The 26,102-nt window shown below is 73.1% G+C and carries 29 protein-coding genes; 6 read left to right on the top strand and 23 right to left on the bottom strand.

The annotated features are described in order from the left end of the window. The 5 genes from ACW0Q9_RS06360 to ACW0Q9_RS06340 form a co-directional block, all read right to left on the bottom strand. Positions 1-537: prephenate dehydratase domain-containing protein (locus ACW0Q9_RS06360; RefSeq protein WP_456178996.1), on the bottom strand; the 537-nt coding region annotated here is incomplete at its 3' end. A gap of 10 nt (positions 538-547) precedes the next feature. Further along, positions 548-1,069, bottom strand: a complete 522-nt coding sequence (locus ACW0Q9_RS06355) for a hypothetical protein (protein WP_456178995.1) — start codon at positions 1,067-1,069, stop codon at positions 548-550. Positions 1,070-1,151: 82 nt separating this feature from the next. Further along, on the bottom strand, positions 1,152-1,541 hold the full coding sequence (locus ACW0Q9_RS06350; protein ID WP_456178994.1) for an ACT domain-containing protein: 390 nt from the start codon (positions 1,539-1,541) through the stop codon (positions 1,152-1,154). Between the two features lie 75 nt (positions 1,542-1,616). Further along, complete coding sequence (locus ACW0Q9_RS06345) at positions 1,617-2,072, bottom strand: hypothetical protein (RefSeq protein WP_456178993.1); 456 nt, start codon at positions 2,070-2,072, stop codon at positions 1,617-1,619. Positions 2,073-2,300: 228 nt separating this feature from the next. Beyond that, complete coding sequence (locus tag ACW0Q9_RS06340; RefSeq protein WP_456178992.1) at positions 2,301-3,038, bottom strand: hypothetical protein; 738 nt, start codon at positions 3,036-3,038, stop codon at positions 2,301-2,303. 163 nt (positions 3,039-3,201) lie between these two features. Between ACW0Q9_RS06340 and ACW0Q9_RS06335 the strand changes: the two genes are divergently transcribed. Then, entirely contained in the window at positions 3,202-4,413 is a 1,212-nt protein-coding gene (locus ACW0Q9_RS06335) for an arginine deiminase (protein WP_456178991.1), read from the top strand. 48 nt (positions 4,414-4,461) lie between these two features. Here the strand turns inward: ACW0Q9_RS06335 and ACW0Q9_RS06330 are convergent, their stop codons facing one another. The 12 genes from ACW0Q9_RS06330 to ACW0Q9_RS06275 all read right to left on the bottom strand — a co-directional run bounded on the left by ACW0Q9_RS06330 (position 4,462) and on the right by ACW0Q9_RS06275 (position 16,264). Next, positions 4,462-5,346, bottom strand: coding sequence for a DUF5926 family protein (locus tag ACW0Q9_RS06330; RefSeq protein ID WP_456178990.1), 885 nt, complete (start codon positions 5,344-5,346; stop codon positions 4,462-4,464). A 61-nt stretch (positions 5,347-5,407) separates the two neighbouring features. Further along, on the bottom strand, positions 5,408-5,824 hold the full coding sequence (locus ACW0Q9_RS06325; RefSeq protein ID WP_456178998.1) for an ATP-binding protein: 417 nt from the start codon (positions 5,822-5,824) through the stop codon (positions 5,408-5,410). 67 nt (positions 5,825-5,891) lie between these two features. Beyond that, positions 5,892-7,346 (bottom strand): ATP-binding protein, encoded by a 1,455-nt coding sequence (locus ACW0Q9_RS06320; RefSeq protein ID WP_456178989.1) that lies wholly within the window; start codon positions 7,344-7,346, stop codon positions 5,892-5,894. 76 nt (positions 7,347-7,422) lie between these two features. Next, positions 7,423-8,214: a glycerophosphodiester phosphodiesterase gene (locus tag ACW0Q9_RS06315; RefSeq protein ID WP_456178988.1), complete on the bottom strand. Its 792-nt coding sequence runs from the start codon at positions 8,212-8,214 to the stop codon at positions 7,423-7,425. Positions 8,215-8,228: 14 nt separating this feature from the next. Beyond that, positions 8,229-8,564: a rhodanese-like domain-containing protein gene (locus tag ACW0Q9_RS06310; RefSeq protein WP_456178987.1), complete on the bottom strand. Its 336-nt coding sequence runs from the start codon at positions 8,562-8,564 to the stop codon at positions 8,229-8,231. 28 nt (positions 8,565-8,592) lie between these two features. After that, positions 8,593-9,510 (bottom strand): LCP family protein, encoded by a 918-nt coding sequence (locus tag ACW0Q9_RS06305; RefSeq protein WP_456178986.1) that lies wholly within the window; start codon positions 9,508-9,510, stop codon positions 8,593-8,595. A gap of 208 nt (positions 9,511-9,718) precedes the next feature. Next, positions 9,719-10,927, bottom strand: coding sequence for an LCP family protein (locus ACW0Q9_RS06300; RefSeq protein WP_456178985.1), 1,209 nt, complete (start codon positions 10,925-10,927; stop codon positions 9,719-9,721). Positions 10,928-11,134: 207 nt separating this feature from the next. After that, positions 11,135-12,376, bottom strand: coding sequence for an LCP family protein (locus ACW0Q9_RS06295; RefSeq protein WP_456178984.1), 1,242 nt, complete (start codon positions 12,374-12,376; stop codon positions 11,135-11,137). 74 nt (positions 12,377-12,450) lie between these two features. Beyond that, complete coding sequence (locus tag ACW0Q9_RS06290; protein WP_456178983.1) at positions 12,451-13,431, bottom strand: NAD-dependent epimerase/dehydratase family protein; 981 nt, start codon at positions 13,429-13,431, stop codon at positions 12,451-12,453. Between the two features lie 35 nt (positions 13,432-13,466). Further along, the gene (locus ACW0Q9_RS06285) at positions 13,467-15,140 is read right to left on the bottom strand and encodes a solute symporter family protein (protein ID WP_456178982.1); all 1,674 of its coding nucleotides are present in this window, start codon (positions 15,138-15,140) and stop codon (positions 13,467-13,469) included. Further along, a complete protein-coding gene (locus tag ACW0Q9_RS06280) occupies positions 15,118-15,486 on the bottom strand; it encodes a DUF485 domain-containing protein (RefSeq protein WP_456178981.1) in 369 nt (122 codons plus the stop codon). Before ACW0Q9_RS06280 ends, ACW0Q9_RS06285 begins: the two co-directional genes overlap by 23 nt. Positions 15,487-15,646: 160 nt before the next feature. Beyond that, positions 15,647-16,264: a flavin reductase family protein gene (locus ACW0Q9_RS06275; protein WP_456178997.1), complete on the bottom strand. Its 618-nt coding sequence runs from the start codon at positions 16,262-16,264 to the stop codon at positions 15,647-15,649. Positions 16,265-16,678: 414 nt separating this feature from the next. Here ACW0Q9_RS06275 and ACW0Q9_RS06270 point away from each other — a divergent pair, with 414 nt between their 5' ends. Together ACW0Q9_RS06270 and ACW0Q9_RS06265 are read left to right on the top strand one after the other, a co-directional pair. Then, entirely contained in the window at positions 16,679-17,464 is a 786-nt protein-coding gene (locus ACW0Q9_RS06270; RefSeq protein WP_456178980.1) for a helix-turn-helix domain-containing protein, read from the top strand. Beyond that, positions 17,461-17,667, top strand: coding sequence for a DUF397 domain-containing protein (locus ACW0Q9_RS06265; protein WP_456178979.1), 207 nt, complete (start codon positions 17,461-17,463; stop codon positions 17,665-17,667). The genes ACW0Q9_RS06270 and ACW0Q9_RS06265 overlap by 4 nt, the downstream gene beginning before the upstream one ends. 18 nt (positions 17,668-17,685) lie before the next feature. On the opposite strand, the gene ACW0Q9_RS06260 is transcribed toward ACW0Q9_RS06265, so the two are convergent. The 5 genes from ACW0Q9_RS06260 to ACW0Q9_RS06240 all read right to left on the bottom strand — a co-directional run bounded on the left by ACW0Q9_RS06260 (position 17,686) and on the right by ACW0Q9_RS06240 (position 22,804). Next, entirely contained in the window at positions 17,686-18,186 is a 501-nt protein-coding gene (locus ACW0Q9_RS06260; protein ID WP_456178978.1) for an SRPBCC family protein, read from the bottom strand. Further along, positions 18,186-19,883 carry an ABC transporter permease gene (locus ACW0Q9_RS06255; protein WP_456178977.1) on the bottom strand — a complete coding sequence of 566 codons (1,698 nt, stop codon included), beginning with the start codon at positions 19,881-19,883 and terminating at the stop codon, positions 18,186-18,188. The genes ACW0Q9_RS06260 and ACW0Q9_RS06255 overlap by 1 nt, the downstream gene beginning before the upstream one ends. Continuing rightward, a complete protein-coding gene (locus ACW0Q9_RS06250) occupies positions 19,868-20,632 on the bottom strand; it encodes an ABC transporter ATP-binding protein (protein WP_456178976.1) in 765 nt (254 codons plus the stop codon). Before ACW0Q9_RS06250 ends, ACW0Q9_RS06255 begins: the two co-directional genes overlap by 16 nt. A gap of 85 nt (positions 20,633-20,717) precedes the next feature. Next, entirely contained in the window at positions 20,718-22,358 is a 1,641-nt protein-coding gene (locus ACW0Q9_RS06245; RefSeq protein WP_456178975.1) for a sodium/solute symporter, read from the bottom strand. Next, positions 22,358-22,804: a hypothetical protein gene (locus tag ACW0Q9_RS06240; protein WP_456178974.1), complete on the bottom strand. Its 447-nt coding sequence runs from the start codon at positions 22,802-22,804 to the stop codon at positions 22,358-22,360. The genes ACW0Q9_RS06245 and ACW0Q9_RS06240 overlap by 1 nt, the downstream gene beginning before the upstream one ends. Before the next feature lie 170 nt (positions 22,805-22,974). On the opposite strand from ACW0Q9_RS06240, the gene ACW0Q9_RS06235 reads away from it, so the two are divergent. From ACW0Q9_RS06235 to ACW0Q9_RS06225, 3 genes are read left to right on the top strand one after another with little or no spacing between them, the layout of a single operon-like run. Then, entirely contained in the window at positions 22,975-23,523 is a 549-nt protein-coding gene (locus ACW0Q9_RS06235; RefSeq protein WP_456178973.1) for a Uma2 family endonuclease, read from the top strand. Positions 23,524-23,577: 54 nt separating this feature from the next. Further along, positions 23,578-24,102: an RNA polymerase sigma factor gene (locus tag ACW0Q9_RS06230; RefSeq protein WP_456178972.1), complete on the top strand. Its 525-nt coding sequence runs from the start codon at positions 23,578-23,580 to the stop codon at positions 24,100-24,102. Next, positions 24,089-25,318: a WD40/YVTN/BNR-like repeat-containing protein gene (locus ACW0Q9_RS06225; RefSeq protein ID WP_456178971.1), complete on the top strand. Its 1,230-nt coding sequence runs from the start codon at positions 24,089-24,091 to the stop codon at positions 25,316-25,318. Before ACW0Q9_RS06230 ends, ACW0Q9_RS06225 begins: the two co-directional genes overlap by 14 nt. A gap of 47 nt (positions 25,319-25,365) precedes the next feature. On the opposite strand, the gene ACW0Q9_RS06220 is transcribed toward ACW0Q9_RS06225, so the two are convergent. Continuing rightward, positions 25,366-26,028 carry a DUF5701 family protein gene (locus tag ACW0Q9_RS06220; RefSeq protein WP_456178970.1) on the bottom strand — a complete coding sequence of 221 codons (663 nt, stop codon included), beginning with the start codon at positions 26,026-26,028 and terminating at the stop codon, positions 25,366-25,368. Positions 26,029-26,102: the final 74 nt, after the last annotated feature.

Genomic DNA, 26,102 nt, shown 5'->3' with positions numbered 1-26,102 from the left:
TAGTACGGTCTGGGGGGCTCGGAGATGGGTATAAGAGACAACGGTCAACCGGTGCCGGGTGGCGCCGATCGGGGCGCAGATGCCGGCGTCGTACTCGCCGCTCGCCGCACCCGCCGCGGCGGCGCCGTTGGAGAGCACGTCGACCACTGTGGCGTCGGGCAGGTGGTCGCGGAGCCAACCCCGGCACTGGGTGGACGCCTGCGGGTGGGCCGCGACGCTGCGCACCTCGGCCAGCGCGACACCGGTGCGGGCCGCGAGCACGAACTCGACCGGCAGGATCACCTCGCGGGTGATCACCAGCGGTTCCCCCTCGGCCAGCTCGTCCAGGGTCACCCCGACGGCGCCGCCGATGGAGTTCTCGAGCGGCACCAGCGCCGCGTCCGCCTCCCCGGCCCGTACGGCGTCGAGCGCCTCGCCCACGCTGCGCGCCGGCGTCCGGTCACCCCGCTCGGCGGCGGGGACGGTGCGCAGCGCCTGCTCGGCGAAGGTGCCCTCGGGACCCAGGTAGACGAAGCGGGTCGGCGGTGTTCCCGGCATGTCGACCAGACTACGCACCGGGGGCGCCGTCGCAGGCCAGGGTCCGGATGCCGGACGGGCCGGCGGCGCGTACCTCCACCCCGCACACGTCCGTGCCGGCGGTGACCAGCTCCAGCGCGGTGGGCCGGCCACGGGTGACCACCTGGAGCTCCTCGTGCCCGCTCACCGCCAGCACGGTGTACTGCCAGCCCTCCGCGCAGAGCGGCCCGGTCCGCACCGTGACCCGGACGTCCCGGGGCAGCACCCGGGCCGGGCCGCGCAGCAGGGCGACCACCCGGTCGCCGGACGGGCCGGACCGGCAGGGTGTGGCGGTCGGGTCCGGGCTGGGCATCGTGCCGGCCGGCACGGGCGGGGTCGCCGGCGCGGTGGGCGTCGCGCTCGGGGTGGGGGTGGCGGAGGCGGTCGGCACGGTGGTCGCGGACGCGGCCGGGTCGCGCAGTTCGGGCGGCGCGCCGCAGCCGGCGAGGGCGAGCAGGGCAGCCAGCGCCAGCGGGAGGCGTCGGCGGGCGGGGCGGAGCGGGGTGCAGGGCACGGTGCGATCCTCGGCATCGAGGGACGTCGTCACGGCCGGTCGGCCGAGCCCATCGTAGGAGGATCACCCGGTCGGGTGAAGGTCACCTGAGGACCCGGTGCCCGGCCCGCTCCAGCGCGCTCGTCGCCTCGGCCAGCCGCACGGCGGGCACCAGCACGTGGTCGGTGTCGTACGTCGAGAAGGCCACCACGTCGACCCGGGCCCGGGCGAGCGGGTCGACCAGTGCGGCGAGGGTGCCGGTGACCGCCGCGTCCAGCGGGCCGACCAGCCGCAGGCAGCGCCACTCGGTCTCCACGTCCGCCCCGGCGGGCACCCGCTCGGCGGGGCAGATCACCGAGATGCCGTCGGCGGTCCAGCTCACCGTCACCACGTCGCGGCCGGCCAGCGCACCCCAGACCTGCGGGGGCAGCACGGTGCCGGCCGGCAGGCGGCACATGGCGTACCCGCCCGGCAACAGAGCGACATCGAGCATGAGGGCACCCTACGGCCTCGACGTGGCGGTGCCCCAGCACCGCCCGGTGCGGCAATCGCCACACGTCGTCGCAGGTCAGACCGCGGAGAAGAAGGTGAGCGAGCCGGCCACCCCGCCGTCGGTGAGCACCGGCGTGGAGATGGCGTCGACAGTCGTGCCGGCGTCGGCGCCGGGCCCCTGGACCCGGAGCAGCCCCCGGGCCAGCCGGCCGGAGTGCAGCGCCAGCAGCGGCGGGATCTTGTCGGTCTCCTGCTCGGTCAGCTCGCTGGGGCTGGCGGTGAAGTCGACCAGGCGCAGGCCGCCCTCCAGCAGCGGCCGGCCGATCACGTCCTCCGGCGCGCCGAGGCACAGCAGGTCGCAGCCGGACGAGGAGATCGCCACCACGGTGGTGTCGGCGTCGATCAGCAGGCACGGCTCGGCGGCCCGGGAGACCGTGCCGGACCACTGCCCGAAGTTGTCGGACTCCTGCTCGGTCGGTGTCCCCGCGCCGGGCACGAACACTTCCGAGAGCGAGAGTTCGACGTGGGCCACCGCGCCTCCTATGTACACCGACGGACTGTCCACGCTAGCCGGTCGTCGCGGCGACCGCCCGACCGCGCTGCGTCTCCGGTCGCCGGAGCCGCTCGGGGTTCCGGGGCTCGGCGGGGACCGGGGACAGGTGTCGGTGCGACGGGTGCCCGGTGGCGGGCGGCCGGCGACGGCGCGGGCCGACGGAACCGCCGGGGCGGAGCCGTGGACCGCGTGGCGTCGCCGGTGACGTTACCGGCGGGCGGCCCGCTTGTCAGCGGCCGTTCGGCCCTCGTCGTACCACCGGTAGTCGGCCGCTGGACGGTACGTGCCGTTGAGCCACGTCGACGGGGCCTGGGCGATCCGGGAGAGCTTCTCGGCGGTGGCCGGGCTGATCCGGTTGCCGCCCGCCACGAGCAGGCGGTCCAGCTCCCGGTGGGTGGCCATGAGGCAGTCCTTGGGCAGGCCGTAGACGCTGATGACCCCGGAGCCGACGAAGGTCAGCACCGGGGTGACCGGGATGGGCAGGCCGACGGCGTCGGAGAGCGCCTTGCTGGCCCGCTTGGCGTCGCGGCGCGCCTCGGCCACATAGGGCGGACGCTTGCCGTTGATCTGCACGACGTCGCCGGCGACGAGCACCCGGGCCCGGCCGTGGTCGGCGATGGTGACCGCGAAGAGCCCGCTCGGCCCGATGGCGAGGAACCCGGCCCGCTCGTCCTGCGTGCGGTCGAGCAGGACGTCCGCGGCGTCGGTGCGGGGCCACTCGATGACGTGCCAGGCGGGGCCGAGGTGGTCGAGCTGGCCGAGGGCGCGGGCCCCGGCCGCCTCCAACCGGCGGGCCCCCCGCTCGGCCCGCCGGCGGCGGGCCCACTCCAGCGGAGTCGGTCGGGCCGGCTCGAGCACCGAGGTGGCCTCAACCCGGGGGTGCGGCACCGAGACGGGCGGCAGTGCCCGGCTCGGTACGGCTCGGCGAGCGGGAAAGACAGTCATCGCGACCTCCGGCAAAAGGTCTCTCGAAGTTATGTCTCCACTACCCTACGTTGAACACCCCGGGGCTCGGCAAGTTGGAGCGCCGGAATGAGTGCGGATGAATGCCATATTCATTCACACTTCTTTTCCCGGATGGTGCGGAAGCCTGCCCTACGCTGCGAAGGTGACCCACTACGTGGACAGCGAGGTCGGTCGGCTCGGCACGGTGCTGCTGCACCGCCCGGGGCCGGAACTCGCTCGCCTCACCCCACGCAACAACGACTCCTTGCTCTTCGACGCTATCCCATGGGTGGGCCGGGCGCAGGAGGAGCATGACGGCTTCGCGGCGGCCCTGCGGTCCCGCGGCGTGGAGGTGCTCTACCTGGCCAACCTGCTGGCCGAGACGCTCGCCGTGCCGGACGCGCGGGCCGAGCTGACCGAGCTGGTGCTGCGCTCGCCCCGGCTGGGCGACACCCTGCGCCGCCGGGTCGCCGACCACCTCGCGTACCTCGACCCGGCCGCCCTGGCCGACGTCTTCATCGCCGGGCTCGCCCACGAGGAGGTGCGCATCGGCCCGGACCGCCCCGGCGGTCTGGTCTGGACGCTGATGGACCGGCACGACTTCGTCATCGACCCGCTGCCCAACCTGCTCTTCACCCGCGACTCGTCGGTCTGGATCGGGGACCGGGTCGGTGTGACCAGCCTGGCCATGCCCGCCCGCCGCCGGGAGACCACGCTGACCGACGCCATCTACCGCTACCACCCGCGCTTCGTCGGCACCGAGTTCGTCTACCACCCGGAGCTGGAGCACCTGGAGGGCGGCGACGTGCTGCTGCTCGCGCCGGGTGTACTCGCCGTCGGCGTGGGCGAGCGGACCACCCCGGCCGGGGCGGAGCGGCTGGGCCGCCAGGTCTTCGCCGCCGGGCTCGCGCACACCATCCTGGTGGTGCCGATCGCCCAGGAGCGGGCCACCATGCACCTGGACACGGTCTGCACGATGGTCGACGTCGACGCCGTGCTGATGTACCCGAACATCGCCAGCGAGCTGTCCGCGTACACGGTCATCGCCGGCGCGGACGGCGAGGACCCGCGGGTCGACGGCCCGGCGCCGTTCCTGCGGGCCGCCGCCGACGCCATGGACCTCGACCAGCTCCGGGTGATCGACACCGGCCTGGACCCGGTCACCGCCGAACGGGAGCAGTGGGACGACGGCAACAACACCCTCGCCCTCGCCCCCCGGCTCTGCGTCGGCTACGAGCGGAACGTGGAGACCAACGCGCAACTGGAACGGGCCGGCATCGAGGTGATCGCCATCGCCGGGTCGGAGCTGGGCTCCGGCCGGGGCGGCCCCCGCTGCATGTCCTGCCCGCTGGTCCGCGAACCGCTGCGCTACTGAACGACGACGGGCCCCGGTCGGCGACCGGGGCCCGCGGCGAGGATCGGCTCAGCGCAGGGTGAGCTGGCGGCCGAGCAGGCCCTGGCGGGCGCGGCGCCCGGCGGCGTCCAGCGGCTCCCGCTCCTCCAGCGCCTCGGCGTACCGCTTGGCGAACTCGGTCACCGGCTCCTCCCAGTCGGCGGCCGGGACGTCCTCGGGCAGGTCCCAGACCGGCACCAGGCGGCCGTGCGCCCGGAACATGCCGGCGAACCGGGTGTCGTCGCCCAGGGTCAGCGTGCCGGCCGCGCCCAGCCGGGACAGCGCGTCCAGCGCCACGTCCTCGTCCTCCGGAAGCACCCAGCGCACGTGCGCCTTCTCCGGCACCTGGCACCAGTACGCGGCCCGCGCCGCGGCCAGCTTCACCGTCGGGTAGATCGCCGCGTTGGCCCGCTCCAGGGACGCCTGCACGCCCGGGTCGTCGGCGGCGCCCGGGTCGAGCCAGAACTCGAACCCGTCGTGCATGCTGATCTCCAGCGGGCCGTCCACCAGGACGTCCTGGAGGCGGGGACCCGGCCCGGGCAGCGGCGGCACGCTCACCTGGCCGCCCGGCTCGGCCCGCAGCGCGCAGAGCAGCGCGTCGGCCAGGTCCCGGGAGACGTCGCCGGACTGCTGGTGCCGCTGGAGGCCGATGAAGACCCGCCCGTCCGGCTTGGTCATCGCCGGGGCGGCCATCGGCAGCACGGTGGCCAGGGTGACCGGCCGGTCGCCGTGCTCCTCGACCAGCTCGGGGGCGAGCCGCAGCGGCGCGGAGGCGGCCGGCACCAGCTCGCGCAGGGCGATCCACTCCGGCTCGTCGACCAGCCCCTCGAACGGTCGGGGCACGAAGATGTCGCGCACCTTCTCCCGCTTCGGGGTGGCTTCGGCGGCCCGCTGGCTCTTTCGACGCTTGCTCACGGCGAGACAGCCTAGATGCCGGACCCGACGGGCGTGGGCGCAACCCGCCTCCCCGGTCGGCTCAACCGGCCGCGACCAGGTCCGACCGGATCGACCCGGTCGGGTCGAACTCCGCCCAGACGCTCTGGCCCAGGCCGTCCCGCTCGACCCCCCAGCGGCTCGCCAGCCCGGAGACGATGTGCAGGCCGCGGCCGTCCACGGCGTCGGGGGCGGCGACCCGCATCAGCGGGCCGGAGGCGGAGCCGCCGTCGGTCACCCGGAGCTGGACGGTCTGCCCGCCGGCGGCCGCGCGCAGCCGCCAGGCCACCCGCACGACGCCACCGGGCAGCGGATCGGCGTGCCGCACGGCGTTCCCGACCAGCTCGGCGAGGACCGCGACCAGGTCGGCCAGCAGGGCCGGGGGTACGACGTCGGCCAGCTCGTCGGCGAGCCGGTGCCGGGCCAGGCGCGCACCGGTGGCGTGGTGGGGCACCACCACGCACCATGATCGTTCGGCCGAACCCGTCGACACCGCCGTTCCTTCCCCACCCCCGTGCGGGCCGGGTTCATCCCCGTGGCAGCCGCACCTCTGCGACCGTACCCCCACCGGCTCTCGGTCGGAGGGATACCCATCCATTCTGCTGTTCAACGATCTGCCGGACGAGATAGAGGCCCAGGCCGGCCCCCGGATAGCGACGCCGGTCGCCCGACTCCCCCTGCCAGAACCGGTCGAACGCCCGTTCCACGTGCTCCGGCCGGATGCCGATGCCCCGGTCGGCGACCCGGAAGGAGACCGTCCGCCCGTTCGCCTCGGCGGAGATCTCGATGGGGGTGTCCGGCAGCGAGTACTTGCCGGCGTTGGTGCCCAGCTCGGTGAGCACGGTGGCCAGGCTGTGCCGGTCGCCGAGCGCCTTGGGCAGGTCGGCCGGCAGGTCGAGGACCACCCGGTGCCGGACGTCCGCCGGCAGGTCGGGCACCGCCGCCCGCAGCGCGTCGGCCAGGTCGAACGGCGCGGCCGGCTCGCCGCCGGGGCGGTTCTCGGTGGCGGCCGTGAGCAGCCGGTCGACCAGCCGGGCCAGCTCGTTGGCGCGCTGCCCGATGATCCGGGCGGCCTGCCGCCGGTCGTCGTCGCTGAGCGACTCCCAGTGGTCGGTGAGGGTGTCCGCGTACCCCTTGATCACGGTGACCGGGGTGCGCAGCTCGTGGCTGGTCACCGCGACGAAGAGGTCCCGGTCGTGGTCGCGCCGCTGCTGGTCGGTGATGTCGCGGAAGGTGACCACCCGCAGCGTGCCCGGCCCGGGCAGCTCGCCGGAGGTGATCCGCAGCCAGCGGCCGTCCGGGAGCCGGTGGTCGAGCACCTGCCCGGACGGGGGGAGCGGGAACGGCAGCGGTCGGTTCAGCGCCTCGTCGGCCGGCCGGCCGGTCACCTGGGCGGCGGCCGGGTTCCAGAGCCGGACGTGATGGTCGCGGTCCACCACGGCCAGGCCGTCGGCGAGCGCCGCCACCACCGGGCCGTCGCCGTGCACCGGCAGGCCGGTCTGGTCGCCGTACATGTGGGCGATGCAGGCGGCCACGTAGCCGACCACGGCGCGCTGGGAGGCGTCCAGCGGCTCGTCATCCGGATAGAAGGCGTGCAGGCTGCCCACCGTCAGGCCGCCGATCTCAGCGCGGGCCACGATCATCCGGCGCAGCCCGCGCGCGGCCAGCTCGTCGGCGGCCGCGCCGGGGATCGCGTCGACCCGGACCTCCCACACCGGCGGGCCGGAGAGCAGACAGACCGTGGCCGGGTCGGTGGCCGGCAGCGGGTGGCCGGTGGCGAACTCGGCGCTGCCGGTCGCCGCGATCACCCGGCCGCCGGCGGGGGCGAACTCCACGAACACGAGGCCGGCCGCGCCGATGGCCGGCTCGACCGCGCGAAGCAGCCGGGTGAGCACGGGCAGGCCCGACTCGCCCGAGTTGATCATTTTGATCACGCCGGTGTGGCCGGCGATGAGGGCGGTGTAGTCGGTTCGCTCCGGCATGTCCCGAGTGTGCCGCGCCGCCCGTCCCGAAGACACCCCCGGCCGGGCGACCGCCCACCGGTCGGACCGGCCGGCCTCACCGGCCCAACCGGGCCAGCGTCCGCGCGGGCCGGTCGGTGATCACCCCGTCCACCCCGGCGGCCAGCACCAGCTCCAGGTCGGCCGGCTCGTTCACCGTCCAGACGTAGACCTGGTTGCCGGCGGCCCGCAGCGCCGGGACGAGCTGCGGGCGGGCCCGGACCAGGCCGATCCCCGGCCCGGCGATCCGGGTGCCGAACGGCAGCCGGCCCAGCCGGAGCCAGCGCGGCAGCACCTCCAGCAGCAGCACCGTCGGCAGCGCCGGGGCCAGGTCGCGGATCCGGCGTACGGCCAGCGGGGAGAAGGACATCACGGTGACCCGGACCGGGTCGTCCGGACCGGGCTCCACCAGCCCGTACCGGCGCAGCAGGGTGACCAGGCGGCGCTCGACGTCCCCGCCGTAGCGGGAGGGGTGCTTGGTCTCGATCAGCAGCCGGACCGGCCGGCCGGCGGCCAGCACCACGTCGAGCAGGCGTTCCAGCGTGAGCAGCCGGGTGTGCGACTCGTCGAGCGGTTCGTCCCCGTCGGCCGCCGCCCCGCCGGGGTGCCACGACCCGAAGTCGAGCGCCTCCAGCTCGTCGAGGGTGCGCGCGCTGACCAGCCCGTGACCGTTGCTGGTCCGGTCCAGCCGGCGGTCGTGGACGCAGACCAGGTGCCCGTCCCGGGTCAGCCGGACGTCGCACTCCAGCCCGTCCGCGCCCTCGTCGAGGGCGCGCAGGTAGGCGGCGAGCGTGTGCTCCGGCAGGTCGTACGAGGCGCCGCGGTGCGCGAAGACCAGGGGGGTGGTCATGGCCCCGCCGCGCCTCAGGCGACCCGGCCCGGCTGCCCGTCGTCGGTGACCACCGGGCGGCCGGCGGCGGCCCAGTCGCCCATCCCGCCCTCGACGTTGCGCACCCGGTCCCAGCCGTTGCGCATCAGGTACGCGACCACCTGCGCGGACCGTCCGCCCGACCGGCAGATCACGGCCACCTCGCGATCGTCCGGTACCTCCGCGATCCGGGCGGGCAGCTCGGTCATCGGCAGGTGGTGGGCGGCCGGCGCGTGGCCGGCGGCCCACTCGTCGTCCTCCCGGACGTCGAGCAGGTAGCTGTCGTCGGGCACGGCCGACGCGGGCACGCTGGGAACCTGGGGTCCGAACACGGCTACCAAGCCTAGCGGGCCGGTGCGGTCAGAGCCGGTTGACCCAGCGGGGGTTGGCCCCGGCCCACTCCGGCACCCGGGTGCCCCGCAGCGCGTCGAAGAGCCCGCTGCCGCCGTTGTCCAGCACCACGTAGGAGATCTGGTCGATGGTCTGCGGGTAGGAGGGCACCTGGACGCCGTGCAGGGCGTCCGCGGGCAGCCCGCGGAGCGCGAAGAGCAGGTCCTCCAGGGGTACGCCGTTGGTGTCCACGGTCAGCGCGCCGCCGGCCGCCCGGAGCACCCGGTCCAGCCGCACCGGGTCGCTGCGCAGATGGGTTTGGCTCGCCCGGTCGAGCACCGCCCGGAGCATCTGCTGCTGGTGCCGCTGCCGGTCGTAGTCGCCGCCGGGCAGGTCGTAGCGCTGCCGCACGTAGTCCAGCGTCCGGGCGCCGTCCATCTGCTGACAGCCGGGGTCGAACCGGGTCTTCGTGTGGATCGACCGGACCGGGGTGTCGACGCACATCCGGATGCCGCCGAGCAGGTCGATGACCTGCTTGAAGCCGGAGAAGTCGACAAGCGCGGCGCCGTCGAAGCGGACCCCGGTGAGCCGGGCCAGGGTGGTGCTGAGCAGGCGGGCCCCGGCCTCGCCCCCGCCGCCGTGCTCGTACGCCGCGTTGACCTTGTCCTGGCCGCCGCCGAAGCCGGGCGCCGCCGGGATGGCGACCAGCAGGTCCCGCGGGACGGAGATCAGGTACGCCTGCCGCAGCCCGGCCGGCACGTGCACGATCAGGATGCTGTCGGCGCGCTGGTCCTCGGGGTTCGCGCCGGACCGGTGGTCGGAGCCGATCAGCAGGTAGTTGAGGGGCCCGGAGAGGTCGGTACGCGACTGCCGCGCCGCCGGGTCGAGCAGCTGTTCCTTGCTGACCGTGCGGTCGTAGCGGTTGGTGAGCCAGTGCAGCCCGGCCACGGAGAGCGTGGCGAGCAGGAGCAGGGCGAGACCGGCACCCAGCAGGAACCGGGACCAGCGGGCGGATCGGGTCCGCCCGCGTGCGTTCCGTGCTGGCCTGGACGTGACGTTCCCCCCGTAGCCGCGACATGAGACCCGCTCACGTCAGGCTACGGGGGGAACCGCCGGGCGGTGCCGCTTTCGCGTCGGCTACCGGCCGGTCACCAGGTCATTTGCGGGTGGACAGGACGGTCGGGTTCGCCACCACGAAGTCGGCGAGCTTGTCCTTCTTCACCGCCTGGAACATCTCCATGGTCGTCTCGTTGAACTTCTCCCGGCCGTTGCCGGCGGTGCTGTACGTGCCGCCGTTGGTCCGGAGGGTGATCAGGTCGTTCCCGCTGACGCCCTTGAGCGTGAAGATGAAGTTCGCGATCGGCACGCCGCCGGTGTCCAGGATGAAGGCCTTGCCGGCCGCCTTGATCAGCGAGTTCAGCTTGAGCGGGTTGGTGAGCATGCCCTTGTCGGTGGCCTTCTTGGCCATCGCCTTGATCAGCTGCTGCTGGTTCTGCTGCCGGTCGTAGTCGCTGTTCGGCAGGCCGTAGCGCTGGCGGGCGTAGTCGAGCGCCTCCCAGCCCTCCATCTCCTTGCAGCCCTTCTTGTGCACCACCGGGGTCATCGACTTGCCGGTCTTCTTGGCGTCGGCGTTCCACATCGGCTTGCCGTCGACCATCATCATGTGGTGCGACTTGACCTCGTGGCTGACGCAGATCCGCACCGTGCCGAGCGCGTCGATCACGCTCTTGAAGCCGCCGAAGTTGATGATCGCGGCGCCGTCGAAGCTGATCCCGGTCATGTTCTTGATGGTCTTGGCCATCAGCTGGGCGCCGCCCTCCCAACCGCCGCCGTTCTGCGCCCCGAAGAAGAACGCGGAGTTGATCTTGTCGGTGCCGCCCCGGTAGCCACTCTTCTCGAAGGCCGGGATCTGCGCCTCGGTGTCGCGCGGGATGGAGATCAGGTAGGCCTGGTCGTGGGTGGCCGGGATGTGCAGGATGATGATCGTGTCCGACCGGACGTTGTCGGCGGCCCAACGCGCCCGGGCGTCAACGCCGAGCAGCAGCATGTCGATCGGGCCGTCCAGGCTGTTGCCGCCCTCGGCGTCGCTCTTGCCCGCCTCACCGAGCAGGTTGCCCTGGTCGATGCTGCTGGTGGCCTGGCCGATCACCGCCTTGCTGCCGACGATCGCGACGCCGCTGGTCATCATCAGGATGGCACCGAAGATCACGGTCAGCTTGGCCCAGAGCGGGTCCTTGCGCTTGGCGCGCTTCTTCCCGCCGTCGCCGGGGCCGCCGGGGCCGGGCTGGCTCGGGATGATCGGGGGAACCCGCCCGGGTGTTCCGGGCTCCAGTGACGGAGGGCGACGGCTGGTCTGGACCGGCATGCGTGCTCCAGCTCGGTGATCGGGGGCGGGACCACTGTACGTATCCGTTCCCGTTCTCGCGACCTCGTGCGAGGGCTATTCCCGTCAATCTCGGCCAATGGCTCAGGGTTGTGACCGAACGGCCAATTGAAAAGATCCGGACGGCGGTTGGCTCCCCGTGGGACGAGCCTTGACCGCCGACCGGATGGACCGCCTCGCGGGGTGGCGTCAGCCGCCGCTCCCGTCGCCGTCGGTCTTCTGGTTGGCCTTCACCCAGTCGGCCATCGTGTCCGCGGCGATCGCCTTGTACATGGCCAGTGCCTTCTCCCGGTCGGAGACCACCACCGACTGGCCGTCGACGGTCTGGCCGCCCAGGTTCGGGCTGGTGATGAAGGTCAGGTTCTCCCCGCGCAGGCTCCGGAACTGCAGCGCCATGTCGGTCAACGAGAATCCCTGGTCGACCGTGACGGCGGCGGTGACCGCCTTGAGGAAATCGTTGAGCTTCTTGGGGTTCGTCAATGTCCCGGTGCTGGCCGCCTTGTCCATCAGCGCCTTGAGGAACTCCTGCTGGTGGCGCATCCGGGCGAAGTCGCCGTCGGGGAACTGCTTGCGCTGCCGGACCCAGTCCAGGGCCTCGGCGCCGTTCATGTGGTTCACACCCTTGGTGAAGGTCCGGTACGGCTTGTGGATCGAGGTGATGGTGCGCTCCACCTTGAGGTCCACCCCGCCCAGCGCGTCGGTGACCTCCTTGAACCCGGCGAAGTCGATGGCCATCACGTGGTCGATCCGGACGTCGCTGAAGCACTCCACGGTCTTGACCGCGAGCGGCAGGCCGCCGAACGCGAAGGCGGCGTTGATCTTGTTGCGCGAGCCCGAGTCGCAGGACGCGCCGGCGCTCTCCGGGATCGGCACGTACAGGTCACGCGGGATGGAGACCAGATAGGCCTGCTTGTGGTCGGTCGGGATGTGCATGACGATCAGCGTGTCCGCCCGCCACTTGCCGGCGGCGTCCACCTCGGCGTCCGGGTCCCGCGAGTCGCTGCCGACCAGCAGGATGTTCAACGCGCCGTCGACCTGCTTGGCCGGCCGCCCACCGGTGATCTGGGAGAAGGGGTCGGTCCGGGCCAGGTCGTTGTCGAGGTTGCGGGCGTAGAGCCAGGCGCCCACGCCGCCGAGCAGCGCCAGCACCAGCACCGCGACGCCGGCCACCAGGCCGATCCGTCCCCAGCGCGGGCGGGGGCCACGCCGGCCGGGGCCGCCGGAGCCGCCGCCCGGACCCGACGGGCCGGTCGGTCCGCCCGGACCGCCGGGCCCCCCGGAGCGCGGCTCGTCGGGCGAGGGGTACCAGCGGGCGTCGGTCGCGCGGGCGCGTCCGGTGGTGCCCTGACCGGAGCCGGGAACCTGGGCGCGGCCCGAACTCCGACTCAGGCGGGCGGGGAACGGGACGCCGGCAGACGAGGTCGCTGACATGTAACCGAGGGTAGGTCGGGCGAGCCACCATCGCCCTCAGGCGCAGCCGGGTGTCAGCCTCCTCCCAGCGGGCGTCAGTACCCTAGCCGGCCGCGGAAGTACTCGATCGTGCGCCGGAGGCCGTCTTCGGGCGCCACGGTGGGCTCGTATCCCAGCAGCTCACGGGCGAGGGTCAGATCGGGGCGGCGCATCTCCGGATCGTCGGCGGAGCGGGTGATGTAGCTCACCTCGGAGCTGCTCCCGGTGAGTGACACGATCGTCTCGGCCAGTTGCCGCATCGACATCTCGTGCTCGGTGCCGCAGTTGATGGGCCCGGTCTCGGTCGAGTCGAGCAGCAGCAGGATGCCCCGCACCAGGTCGTCGACGTAGCAGATCGACCGGGTCTGGTTGCCGGTGCCGTGCACGGTGATCGGCTCGCCGCGCAGCGCCTGGGAGATGAAGGTCGGGATGGCCCGGCCGTCGTCCGGCCGCATCCGCGGGCCGTACGTGTTGAAGATCCGGACGATCGCGGTGTCGGTGCCCCGGCTGCGGTGGTAGGCCATGGTGGCCGCCTCCGAGAAGCGCTTCGCCTCGTCGTAGACGCTCCGGATGCCGATCGGGTTGACGTTGCCCCAGTAGGTCTCGCGCTGCGGGTGCTCCTTCGGATCCCCGTACGCCTCGGAGGTGGAGGCCATCAGGAACCGGGCGCCGTCGGCGGTGGCCCGCTCCAGCAGGTGGAGGGTGGCCACCGAGCCGACCCGGAGGATCTCCACCGGCAGCTTCTCGAAGTCGGTGGGGCTGGCCGGCGAGGCCATGTGCAGGATCGCGTCGAACCGCTCGGCCAGCGCCGGATGGTCGGTCGGCAGCCCCTCGGAGATGTCGGCCTCGACCAGCGTGAAGGTCGGCTTCTCGAGCAGGTGGGCGATGTTGTCCTTGGAGCCGGTGACGAAGTTGTCCAGCACCACGACCGTGCAGTCGCGCTCGACGAGCCGGTCGACCAGGTGCGACGGGACGAAGCCGGCGCCACCGGTGACGAGGATGCGATGTCCGGAGCCGAAGCGGGGAGCGACCTTCATGCCGGTCAGCCTACTCAAGCCGGTGGGGGGTGTGGTCAGTGCGCGCCCGCGCCGGTGAGCGAGCGCACCTCCAGCTCGGCGTACTTCTCCTCGTCGTGCTCCTTGGACAGCACCGTGCCGATCCAGCCGCAGAGGAAGCCGAACGGGATCGAGATGATGCCCGGGTTCGACAGCGGGAACCAGTGCCAGTCGTGGTCGGGGAACATGGCCGTCGGCGCCCCGGAGACCACCGGGGAGAAGAAGACCAGCACCACGGCGGCGAGCAGGCCGCCGTAGATCGCCCAGACCGCGCCGGAGGTGTTGAACCGCTTCCAGAACAGGCTGTAGAGGATCGCCGGCAGGTTGCCCGAGGCGGCGACCGCGAAGGCCAGCGCCACCAGGAACGCCACGTTCAGGCTCTGCGCGAAGATCGACAGCACGATGGAGACCAGGCCGATCACCAGGGCGGAGATCCGGGCGACGTTCACCTCCTGCCGCTCGGACGCCTGGCCGTTCTTCACCACGTTGGCGTAGAAGTCGTGCGCCAGGCTCGACGACGAGGCCAGGGTCAACCCGGCGACCACGGCGAGGATGGTGGCGAAGGCGACCGCCGCGATGATCGCGAGCAGCGTCGCACCGCCCAGGTTTCCGCCGAGGAAGTCCAGGCCCAGCTTCTCCGCGAGCTGCGGCGCCGCCGTGTTGCCGGCCTTGTCCTGGGCGGTGATCGCCTCGCCGCCGACCAGCGCCGCCGCGCCGAAGCCGAGGGCGAGGGTCAGCAGGTAGAAGGTGCCGATGATGCCGATCGCCCAGAGCACGCTCTTCCGGGCCGCCTTCGCGGTGGGCACGGTGTAGAAGCGGATCAGGATGTGCGGCAGGCCGGCGGTGCCGAGCACCAGCGCGATGCCCAGCGAGAGCAGGTCCATCTTGCTGTAGAAGGTCTTCAGCGCGTCGCCGGGTGTCTCCACGCCGTAGCGCAACCCGGGTTCGAGGAACGCCGCTCCCTTGCCGGAGGCGTCGGCGGCATCGCCGAGCAGCGAGGACAGGTTGAACTTGTACTTCGCCAGCACCAGCAGGGTCATCACCAGCGCGCCGCTCATCAGCAGGAACGCCTTGACGATCTGGACGTACGTGGTGCCCTTCATGCCGCCCACGGTGACGTAGATGATCATCAGGGCGCCGACCAGGAAGATGGTGGCGGCCTTCGCGGTGCCCGCGTCCATGCCCAGGAAGGTCGTGCCGGGCTTGATGCCGAGCAGCAGCGCGACCAGCGCGCCCGCGCCGACCATCTGGGCCAGCAGGTAGAAGATCGACACCGTGATGGTGGAGACCGCGGCCGCGGTCCGGACCGGGCGCTGGCGCATCCGGAACGCCAGCACGTCGGCCATCGTGTACCGGCCGGAGTTGCGCAGCAGTTCGGCGACGAGCAGCAGCGCCACCAGCCAGGCGACCAGGAAGCCGATCGAGTAGAGGAAGCCGTCGTAGCCGTAGAGGGCGATGATGCCGGCGATGCCCAGGAAGGAAGCGGCGGACATGTAGTCGCCGCCGATCGCCATGCCGTTCTGGAAGCCGGAGAAGGAGCGGCCGCCGGCGTAGAAGTCGGTGGCCGTCTTGGTCTGCCGGCTGGCCCACACCGTGATGGCCAGCGTGATCGCCACGAAGACCAGGAAGAGCGTGATGGTCAGGTTGCGGGCGGTGGTGCTGCCCGCCTCAGCCGCGAGGACCGTGCTCATGGGTCACCTCCCCCATCTCGGCGCGGATCCGGTCGGCGACCGGGTCGATCTTCCGGTCGGCGAACCGGGCGTAGAGCCAGGCGATGACGAACGTGGAGACGAACTGGAGCAGGCCGAAGACCAGGGCCACGTTGATGTTGCCGACCAGCTTCGTCCCCATGAAGCCCCGCGCGTACGCGGAGAGGATGACGTAGAGCGCGTACCACAGGAAGAACGCGACGGTCATCGGGAAGACGAAGCCGCGCAGCGCGCGCCGCAACCCGGCGAACTCGTCCGACCGCTGGACGGCGAGGTACCGTTCCGCCGCCGACTCGGCGGGTGCGGACGCGGGTGTGTCCGTGGACATCTGTGGATCACCACCTTCGCAGGCGTGGGGGAGTTTTCGCGCACGGTAGAGAGCGCGCTCCCCGCCGGGGAAGGCTCGGATCGGCCATGGTCGACGCCTGCGCCGAACGGCACTCCGGCTGCGCCGAGTGACCCAGGTCACTCCGGTCAGCGGTCGGTGATCAGTCGGTGAGTCCCCGGTAGCGGCCGCGGTAGTGCAGCAGCGGCAGGGTCTCCTCGGCCAGGTCGACAGCCTCGATCGTGGCCTCGACCAGCAGGCCCCAGCCGTACTCCCGGGCGGTGTCGAGCCGGCACCCGGCCCACCCGCCGGCGTCCGCGGGCACCGGACCGTAGGGCGTGTCGGTCCAGGGGTCGAGGGCGAAGAGGCCACCCGGGGACGGGAAGAGGCCGGCGAACCGGTCGGCGAGTTGCCGGTGCTGCGGGCCGAGCGGCGCGACCGCGAACCGCCCCGCCTCCTCGACGGCCGCCCACAGGTCCGACTCCGGGTCGACCAGCCCGAGCAGCCGGTCCGGCTCCCCCTCGGCCACCAGGGTGGACGAGACGGTCAGCCCGGCCGGCCCCGGCGCGGTCCAGAGCGTCACCGGCGCGGCCAGCCGACCGCGCAGCCGGCGGACCGGCGAGCGCTGCCCGGCCGGCACGGCGAACGGATCGGTGTGGTGGATCTCGGCGCCCGGCTCATGATTCACGTGAAACATTGTGCCGCCCCGCGCCCGGGCCCAACCCAGGAAGCGCTGGTGCAGGTCCCGGGCGCCGGGAAGCTGCTCGCCGGCCTCCGCCATGAGGCGACCCAGGTAGAGCAGCAGCGCGGTCCGGTCGTGGCGGTACTCCGCCAGCAGCGCGAGCCGGGCCGGCTGGCAGGGCCAGTGCGCCCCGCAGCCCCGACACCGCCACGCCGGCCGCATCGCCACGTGCGCCCTCGTCGGGCCCGGCCTCTTCCAGATCTTGGAAGAATTCGGCCCCTCGGGGGGCCGTTTCCGTCCAGGGTCTCGGCGGTCGTCTCTCATCAGCGCCTCCCCGGGAAGGGGTCGCCCCGGCCGGGGGATGGCCGGGGCGACCTGCCGCAGGACCGGCCGCCGGGTCGTCGCCTCCACCAGCCGGGCCGCGCCCCTCCACCCTGGACTCGGCGGCGCGGGCAGGGGAGGATGCCAGGGCTTACTACACAGCGCGATCACGTACTTACCGGAGAGGTAAGGATGGACATCGAGATGTGGATCCGGGCGTTGAAGGCCGCCCGGGCCGGTGCGGACGTCTCGCAGGAGGGACTGGCCGCGCTGATCAGGTGGAGCCCGTCCACGGTCGCCGCCATCGAGACCGGGCGGCGCCGCCCGACCATGGAGTTCGCCGTCGCCGCCGACCAGGCCCTCGGCACCGGCGGCCTCCTCGCGAGCCTGATCAAAAAGGACGAGGAAAGGAGCGGGCCGACCTCGTTCGAGCCCTGGCCCGGCTACGAGCAGCGCGCCAGCCGGCTGTGCAACTTCGAGCCATGCTTGATCCCCGGCCTCCTGCAGACCGAGGAGTATGCGCGAGCGGTCTTCTCGGCGGGCGGCCTGTACAACAGCGATCGGGTCGAGGAGCTTGTGAGCCTCCGGGTGAGCCGGCAGAAGTTGTTCTACCGGGATGATCCACCCGAGTGTGTCTTTGTCATCGATGAAAGTGCATTGCAGCGCAGAGTCGGCGGGCCGGCCGTGATGGATCGTCAGCTCGGCCACCTGCTGGAATCAGCCGAGCTACCGCAGGTGCGGCTGCACATTCTTCCGTTGGAGGTCGGCGCCCATCCCTCGATGGGAGGCGGGTTCGCGGTCGCGCAGTTGCCCGGCAACGACCGTCTGCTCTGCCTCGACAACGCTGCGCGCGGCCAGATCGCCGACTATCCGGAGTGGATAAGCTGGGTGCAGCGAAAGTGGGAGCGTCTCCTCGCTGAGGCGCTCGGTGCGAGCGCCTCCATCGAGATGATCAACAAGTTGAGGGTGACGTCATGACGAGTGCCCTGCCCCGCTGGCGCAAATCGACCCGTTCCGACAATGACGGCAACTGCGTCGAGGTGGCGGGCAACCTGTCCGGGGTGGTGCTGGTCCGGGACAGCAAGGACCCGTCCGGCCCGACCCTCGCGTTCACTCCCGACGCCTGGCGGAGCTTCGTAAGCGCGGATCTCCCGATCTTGGAGACTTCCCGTTCGAGGTGAACGGCAGGTCGCCAGGATCTACCGCTGGCGCTCCGGAGGCAGCGCGCGGCGGGCGGCGGCCAGCACCTCCGGGTCGGCGCAGCCGGCAGCGTAGCCGGCGATCCGGCGGCGGATGTCCCGGCCGAGCAGCCAGACCCCGATCCGCTCGGTGACCGGGCGTAGGAAGGCCGGCCGGCACCGGAAGTTGTACCGCCAGGTGGCCAGCGTCGTGCCCGGCTCGGCACCCGGCGCGAACCGCCAGCCGCCGCCGAACCGCTCGAAGAACCATGGCCCCCGGACCATCTTCATGCCCACGTTGGTGGGCGGGGCCCAGGACACGTACTCGCTGACCATGACCAGGCCGTGCCGGGACCGGGTGAAGGTGCGCACGCCCTTGCCGGGCCGGGTCGCTCCGTCGACGAAGTGCTGCTCCCGGACGAACGGGTCCCAGCGGTAGCGGACCGGCGCCACGGTCTGCGACACCGCGAAGGCCAACTCCGGGGGGATTGGAACGGTGGTCACCGCCTCGACGACCGGCATCAGCGCCTCGGGGTGACCGCGGCCAGCAGCTCGGGCTGTCGCCGGTCCAGCGCGTCCCCGACCAGGTACGCGCCGAGCAGCGCGGCGCCCAGCCCGTACGCCAGGCCGACCGGCAGGGCCAGCCAGAGCCACACGTCGCCGAGCAGCGCGGCGGCCACCACCAGCGGCACCGCGGCCGCCACCGAGGCCACCATGGACAGCAGGGCGTACAGGCTCTTCGCCATCCCGGCGCCGGTGTTCATGGCGAACGGGTTGCTGGTCTCCGGCAGCGCGTAGCCGCCGAGCACCGAGACGGCGGCGTTGATCGCCAGCCCGCAGCCGTACGCGGCGATCAGCCCGCCGGCCATCAGGCCGAGCCAGCCGGGCCGCCCGAGCACGACGGCCAGCACCACGGCGACCCCGCCGAGGATCGGCACCACGTAGAGGGAGAACGCGGCCATCCGGGCCTGCAGCTCCACCCGCCCCGGCACGCCCGCCACCACGTTGGCCGCGTACGCGCTGCCGTCGAAGCCGAACTGGTTGGCCAGCGTGACCGCGGCGAGCACCCCGACGAAGATCATCGAGAGGCTGACCAGCACCGGGGACGAGTTGGCGGTGGCCTCGCCGAACGCGGCCCCGCCGTCGGTGGCCAACCGGGAGCCGCCCAGGTTGACCATCACCGGCACGAAGATGCCGACCACCGCCACGGTGATCAGGTTGGCCCGCCGCCGGGCGTCCCGCCACCAGTAGCGGCACTCCCGGGCGACCAGGGCGCCGAACCGGTCCCGCCGGGCCCAGCCGACGGCCCGGGGGAAGAGCTGCCCGACCGGCCCGCCGACCGCCCCGCCGCGCCGGTCCCCGGACGGCCCGGCGCTGGCCGCGCCCACCATCGCCGACTCCAGCGACCGTGACCACCAGAGCAGGAGCACGCCGATCGCCGCCACGGTGATCAGCAGCTTCAGCCCGGCCGCGCCGGCCCGGCCCTCGGCGACGTCGACGCCGGCCGTCCAGGGCGCACCGAACGGGGTCCAGCCGACCACCCGGGCCACCCCGGTCAACCGGTCCCAGTCGGCCTGCTGGACCGCGCCGAGCACCAGCAACTGCAGCGGGCCGAGCAGGGCGGCGAGCACCGCGAGCAGCACGGCGGCCAGGTCGCGTACCCGCCGGGAGCGGAGCATGGTGGCGAAGGCGCTGGTCACCGCGCGGGCGGCGGCCACGCAGAGCAGCAGGCCGAGGAGCACCCCGAGCACCCCGACCAGCGCGGCGGACCAGCCGCCCAGCGCGCCGGCGGTGACCACCAGCCCGGCGGCCGTGACCAGGGTCGCCAGCACCGGGACGCTGACCAGGGCGGCCGCGAAGAGGCCGGCGACCAGGGTGCGGCGGGAGAGCGGGAGCAGCGCGAACCGGGCCGGGTCCAGGGTCTCGTCCACGCCGAAGAAGACCAGCGGCAGCAGCAGCCAGCCGAGGGTGAGCAGGCCGCCGCCGAAGGCGGCGGTCATCAGCGCGTACCGGGACTCGCCGGCCAGGCCGGGCGCGGCGAGCAGGAAGAAGCCGCCGGCGGCGAACCAGAGCCCGAACAGCACAGCCCCCACGAACATCGCGATCCGCCAGGCCTGGCCGCGGAAGTTGTTGCGCAGCACCCGCAGCTTGAGCCGGACGAAGTGCCGGGGCGAGACGGGCCGGGCCGGCCGCTCGGCGGCGGTCACCGGGACAGCCACGACAGCTCCTCGCCCGTCGCGGTCCGCCCGCCGACGACCTCGACGAAGACCTCCTCCAGCGACCGCTCGCCGCGCACCTCGGCGAGCGTGCCGACCCGCTTGATCCGGCCGTCGGCCAGGATGGCCACGTGCGAGCAGAGCCGCTCGACGACCTCCATGACGTGGCTGGAGAAGACCACCGTGCCGCCGCCCACGACGTAACGCTGCAGGATGTCCCGGATCAGTGCCGCGGAGACCGGGTCGACCGCCTCGAACGGCTCGTCCAGCACCAGCAGCCGGGGGCCGTGCAGCAGCGCGCAGGCCAGGCCGATCTTCTTCTTCATGCCGGCCGAGTAGTCGACCACCAGGGTGCGGCCGGCGTCGGTGAGCGCCAGCACGTCGAGCAGTTCCGCCGCCCGCTGGTCGACCACCGCCGGGTCCATGCCGCGCAGCAGACCGTGGTACGCCAGCAGCTCCGCCCCGCTGAGCCGGTCGAAGAGGCGTACGCCGTCGGGCATGACGCCGAGCAGCCCCTTGGCGCGCACCGGGTCGGCCCAGACGTCGTGGCCGAGCACCCGGGCCTGGCCGGCGTCGGGCCGCAGCAGGCCGACGGCCATGGAGAGGGTGGTGGTCTTGCCGGCCCCGTTCGGGCCGAGCAGCCCGTAGAACGAGCCGGTCGGCACGTCGAGGTCGACGCCGGCGACCGCCACCTTGGTGTCGAACCGCTTGGCCAGGCCACGGAGGGACAGCGCCGGGTGCTGATCGGTCATGCCCCCGACCGTAGTCCGCCGCGGCCAGCGGTCGATCCCGCCGAAGGATGATCTTCTCGTCCTCCCTGAGCCGTAGGGGCGGCCGCTAGAGGCGCAGCGTCTCCGGGGTGTGCAGGCGGAGCATGGTGACGCCGACGTCCCGGGGCAGCCGCCGCCGGGTGGCCATGGAGACCGCCACCATCACGGTGAACGCCAGCGGCACCGTCCACGCCGCCGGCTGGGTGGTGAGCGTGGCCGGCCAGCCGGTCAGCGGCGGGCCGAGCACGGTGAGCAGCACCGCGCCGATCGCGGCGCCGCCGCCGACCAGCACCCCGGCGGCGGCGCCCAGATCGGTCAGGCCGCGCCACCAGATGCCCAGCACCAGCAGCGGGCAGAAGCTCGACGCGGCCACCGCGAAGGCCAGCCCGACCACCTGGGAGACGTCCAGCCCGGAGACGTTGAGGGCGAGCACCGCCGGCACCCCACCGGCGATCACCGTGGCCAGCCGGAAGCCCCGGACCGAGCCGCGGCCCAGGACATCCGTGGAGATCACGCCGGCCACGCTGGTGAGCAGGCCGGACGAGGTGGAGAGGAAGGCCGCGAACGCCCCGGCGGCGACCAGCGCGGCGAGCAGCCGGCCGGTGGTGCCGTCGCCCAGCACCGCCCCGGGCAGCAGCACCACCACGGCGTCGGTCTGCCCGGTGACCAGCAACTGGGGGGTGTAGATCCGGCCCAGCACGCCGTAGATCGTGGGCAGCAGGTAGAAGACGCCGACCAGGGCCAGCACCACCAGCGTGGTGCGCCGGGCGGCGGCGCCGTCGGGGTTGGTGTAGAAGCGCACGAGGACGTGCGGCAGGCCCATGGTGCCGAGGAAGGTGGCCAGGATCAGCGAGTATGTCCCGAACAGCCCGCGGTCGTCGTCGCCGGCGGTGTCCGGCAGCAGCCAGTCGGTGGCGGTGGTGGCCGCGCCGGAGACCTCGGGTACCGGGTCACCCGCGGCGAAGTCCAGCCGGTCGCCGGGGCGTACCTCCCGGGTGTCGCCGTCGGGCAGGGTGAGCGTCGCGCGGTGCTCGACCACGACGGTGGTCGCGGTCCGGAACGTCGGCCCGTCGGGCGGGGTCACCGCCGGGCGGGCGTCGGCCTGCCACTGCAACGCCAGGAAGATCGCGGGTACGGCGAGCGCGGTGAGCTTCAGCCAGTATTGGAAGGCCTGGACGAAGGTGATCGCGCGCATCCCGCCGAGCGCCACGTTCGCGGTCACCACCACGGCGACCAGCAGCGCTCCCACCGGGTAGGGCGAGCCGGCCACCGTGGCCAGGGTCAGCCCGGCGCCCTGGAGCTGCGGCACCAGGTAGAGCCAGCCGATGAAGATGACGAAGACGGTGGCCAGCTTCCGCAGCCGCCGCGAGCCGAGCCGGACCTCGCAGAAGTCGGGCAGGGTGAACGCGCCGGAGCGGCGCAGCGGGGCGGCCACGAAGAGCAGCAGCGCCAGGTAGCCGGCGGCGAAACCGACCGGGTACCAGAGCACGTCGACGCCGTACTTGAGGATCAGCCCGGCCACGCCGAGGAAGCTCGCCGCCGACAGGTACTCCCCGCCGATCGCGGCGGCGTTCCAGGTCGGGCTGACCGCCCGGGAGGCGACCAGGAAGTCGGAGGTGGTCCGGGCCAGCCGCAGCCCGTAGAAGCCGATCCCGACGGTGACCAGGGTGACCGCCACGATCGCGGGGACCACGTAGCCGTTGCCCATCAGCGCTCCGGCCGCTGGACCAGGTCGGTGAAGTCCTGCTCGTTGCGTTCCGCCAGCCGCACGTACGCCCAGCCGACCCCGATCAGGAACGGGAAGGCGGCCACACCCAGCAGCAGCCAGGGCAGGTTGACGCCGAGCAGGGTGACCCGGCCGACCGAGGGCGCGATGGCGAAGAGCCAGGGCAGGCCGCCCAGCCCGATCAGCACGAGCAGGCTCAGCCGCAGGGCCAGCGAGAGCTGGGCCCGCATGAGGCCCTGCACCAGCGTCTCGCCGACCCGGGTCTGCTGGGTCAGCTCGGAGCGGGTGCGGTCGGCGCGGCTGCCCGGCCGGGAGACCTCGGCCAGCACGACCCGGGTCCGCCGGGGTGGCTGCGGGGCGCGCGGGCCGGGGACCGGAGCCGCCGCCGTGGGCCGCCCCGGAACGTCCCGCTCCTCCGCTCCGGTCATCCCCGGCAGTCTCGCCTGATCAGCGGGAATGTCAAGGGCACCGGGGACGGCCCTGTGCACAACCTGTGGATAACGCCTCACTCCTGTGGACAACCCGGTGGATGACGCCCGCCTCGTTGTGGACGACGGAGGGGGATGTCAGGGTGAGCCGGTAGAGAGGAGGTGTGACGGTGACCAGCCCAGCTCGTCCCGGCGGCGGCGTCTGGACCGTGGACGACCTCCACGATCTGCCGGAGGACGGCCAGGACTACGAGATCTTCGACGGGAGCCTGCTCGTGTCCCCCCACGCGGACGTCTTCCACGGTGCGATCGCCAACCGCCTCCGCCGCCTCCTCGACCGGCAGGCGCCGACCGGCCTGCTCGTCGGGCAGGACATCGGGGTCAGCGCGAAGCGCTCGTCATACTTCGTCCCGGATCTCTTCGTGGCCCGGGAGGACGCCCTCGACCGGGGCGGGCCCGCACTGGCCCCGGCCGACGTGCTCCTCGTGGTCGAGGTGGTCTCACCCGGCAACGCCGGCCGCGACCTGGTCCTCAAGCGGCACGAGTACGGGGTGGCCGGCATCCCCCGCTACTGGCTGGTCGAGCCCCGGAAGCAGACCCTGACCGTGCTGGAGCAGGTCGGCGGGGCCTACCGCGAGGCCGCCGTGCTCACCGCGACCGACGTCCTCCGGAGCGACCAGCCGTTCCCGCTGGTGCTGCCCGTCGTCGACATCTTCTGAGCGTTCCGCGGAACCTTCCGCCCGCCTGGTGAGTGGAACAGGTGGAGAGGGGAGGTGACGGTGTCCGACGGCGAGCTGATCTCCGAGCTGTACGCCGGCTGTTTCCGCCGGCTGGTCGTCCAGTTGTACGCGGTGACCGGTGACCTGAGCGAGGCGCAGGAGGCGGTTCAGGAGGCGTTCACCCGCGCGCTGGCCGCGCCCCGGCGCATCGCCGGCCTGGAGAACCCGGAGGCGTGGCTGCGCCGGGTGGCGGTGAACGTCGCCCGCAGCCGGCACCGGCGGCGGCGCTTGTTCGACGCCCTGTTGCGGCGGCTCGGCCCGCCACCTGCGGTCGCGGACCGGTCGCCCGAGCATCTGGCGCTGCTCGCCGCGCTGCGCCGGCTGCCCGAGGGGCAGCGGCAGGCCCTTGCCCTGCACTACCTGGTCGACCTGCCGGTGGACGAGGTGGCGCTGACCCTCGGCGTCTCCCCCGGCACGGTCAAGTCCCGCCTCTCCCGCGGTCGGCAGGCGCTGGCCACGTTGCTCGCCGATTCCGACACCGCCGAGACCAGTACCGGGAGGATCGATGTCCGATCGTGAGTTCACCGGCTTCGACGTGGAGACCGTGGCGGAAGTCGTGCGCCAGCCGCCGCTGGACGATCTGCGCGCGGCGGCCCGGTCCCGCCGCCGGCAGCGGTCGGCGTTCCTGGCGGCGGCCGTCGTGGTGGCCATGGCCGGCATGGCCGCGGTACCGCTGGCCGCCCGACCGAGCGGAACCGGCTGGGCCGGACCGGACCAGCCGCCGCCCCGCCCCGCCCGGGCCGGCGAGTTCGTGTCGACCGGCCCGGACTCCGGGGTCGCGGTCGCCCGGTTGGACTGCGCGGTGCTCTTCGCGCACAGTGACGACGGGGGCCGGAACTGGTCGGACTGGAACGAAGCCCGCTACCAGGCCGCCAGTTGCCAGACCGACAGCGCGGGCAACCGGGACGCCGACCTGGAGTACGCCGTGCTCGGCGAGGGGGTCTACCTGGTTCGCGAGGCCGAGGGGATGCACCTCTCGACCGACCACGGTCGTACCTGGCGAGACGCGGAACGGGCCATGGTGCCGGTGGCGGCCTTCCCGGCGAAGGCCCGCCCGGTCTTCTGCCAGCAGGGCTGCGGCGCGGTACGGGAACCGCTGGCCGTGGACGGGTCCACGGTCTACCGGCTCGCCGGGAATCCGCCGTCGCCGTACCCGCCGTTCAGCATCTACCCGGCGGCGGACGGGACGGTCTGGGTGACCTACTGGCCGGGGGAGATCGACCGGCCGATGGTCGTCGCGCGTAGCGCCGACCGGGGTGCGACCTGGACCACCTGGCGGCCGGAGGCCCGGACGAACGTGGTGGCGGCGGTCGGTGTCGACGATCGGGAGGGCTACCTGCTGATCGAGCCGGCTCCGCCGGCCGGGTCGACGGTGCCGGTCGGCCCGGCCCGGCTGCTGCGGACCGGGGACGGTGGACGGACCTGGACGGACACGGGGACCGACCTGCCGGCGACCCAGCAGCTCCCGAACATCACGGTCGGCTCGGACGGATCCCTGCTGGTGCCGATGTGGGGGACCGACGCGCCCGAGCTCTCGGCGAAACTCCTGGTCAGCCGCGACGGTGGTCGGCACTTCACCGTCGCACGCGAGTACCGCAGCCTGGAGGGGACCGCCGGGGCCGGCCCGGGCAAGGTCTGGCTGTACGGCCGGGACGACCGGTCGGACGCGGGGCCGGATCATGTCATCGTCAGCGCCGACGGCGCCCAGTGGACCCGGTTCGCGCTGCCGCACTGAGCCGGGGTGGCGGCGCGGCCACCGGTCGCCGCGCCGCCACCTCACGCTCACTCCAGGCCGATCCGGACCGGGTGGGCGGTCGCGGAGCCGAGCCAGGTGTGCGGGTTGCCGAACCAGCACCAGCCCAGCTTCGGCGCGCCCTGGCTGATCCAGAGCGCCGGCACCCGCTTGTCGCCGCAGCGGGAGCCGACCAGCGAGAAGCACCGGTTGCTGGCCAGTGCCGGCGGGTGCAGCGTGACGAAGGCGAGGCCCTCGTCGATGGTGATGGGCAGCCGCTCCCGGGCCGTCATGTCCGCCAGCGCGGTGGACGGCGGCAGGTTCCGGTACTCCTCGCCCCGGTCCACGTCGAAGAGCAGGTACGCCGGCCCGGCCGGCACCTCCAGCTCCTTGATCGGGTCGAACTTCGGCAGGTCGTCGGCCGGGAAGTTCCGGTCGAGGATGCCGGGCTTCCGCTTGCCGGCGAGCGTGGTCAGCGCGATCCGCTCCGGGACGGGCGCCAGTTCGCGGGTGGTCACCAGCAGGAAGGGCACCCGCCCGTCGGTGGGCGCGGCCAGGTCGGCCGCCCCGGCGACGGCGGCCTCGCGCAGCGGGGTGAGCAGGTCGCGGAAGGCGTCCTCGGTCAGCCCGGCCAGGGCGGGGTAGCCGAGCCCCACCAGGCGGTCGAGCTGGCGGTCGAATTCGGTCGCGGCGTCGTAGCGGCTGTCGGACATGCGGCCTCCTCTGTCGTACGGCGTGCCGTACAGCGTACGACAACGGTCGCGTATTCCCGACCGCGGAAAAATTC

It is taken from the genome of Micromonospora sp. I033 (genome assembly GCF_053890995.1).
Note: the sequence above shows the minus strand (reverse complement) of the source record. Positions and strands in the feature narration are given on the sequence as shown.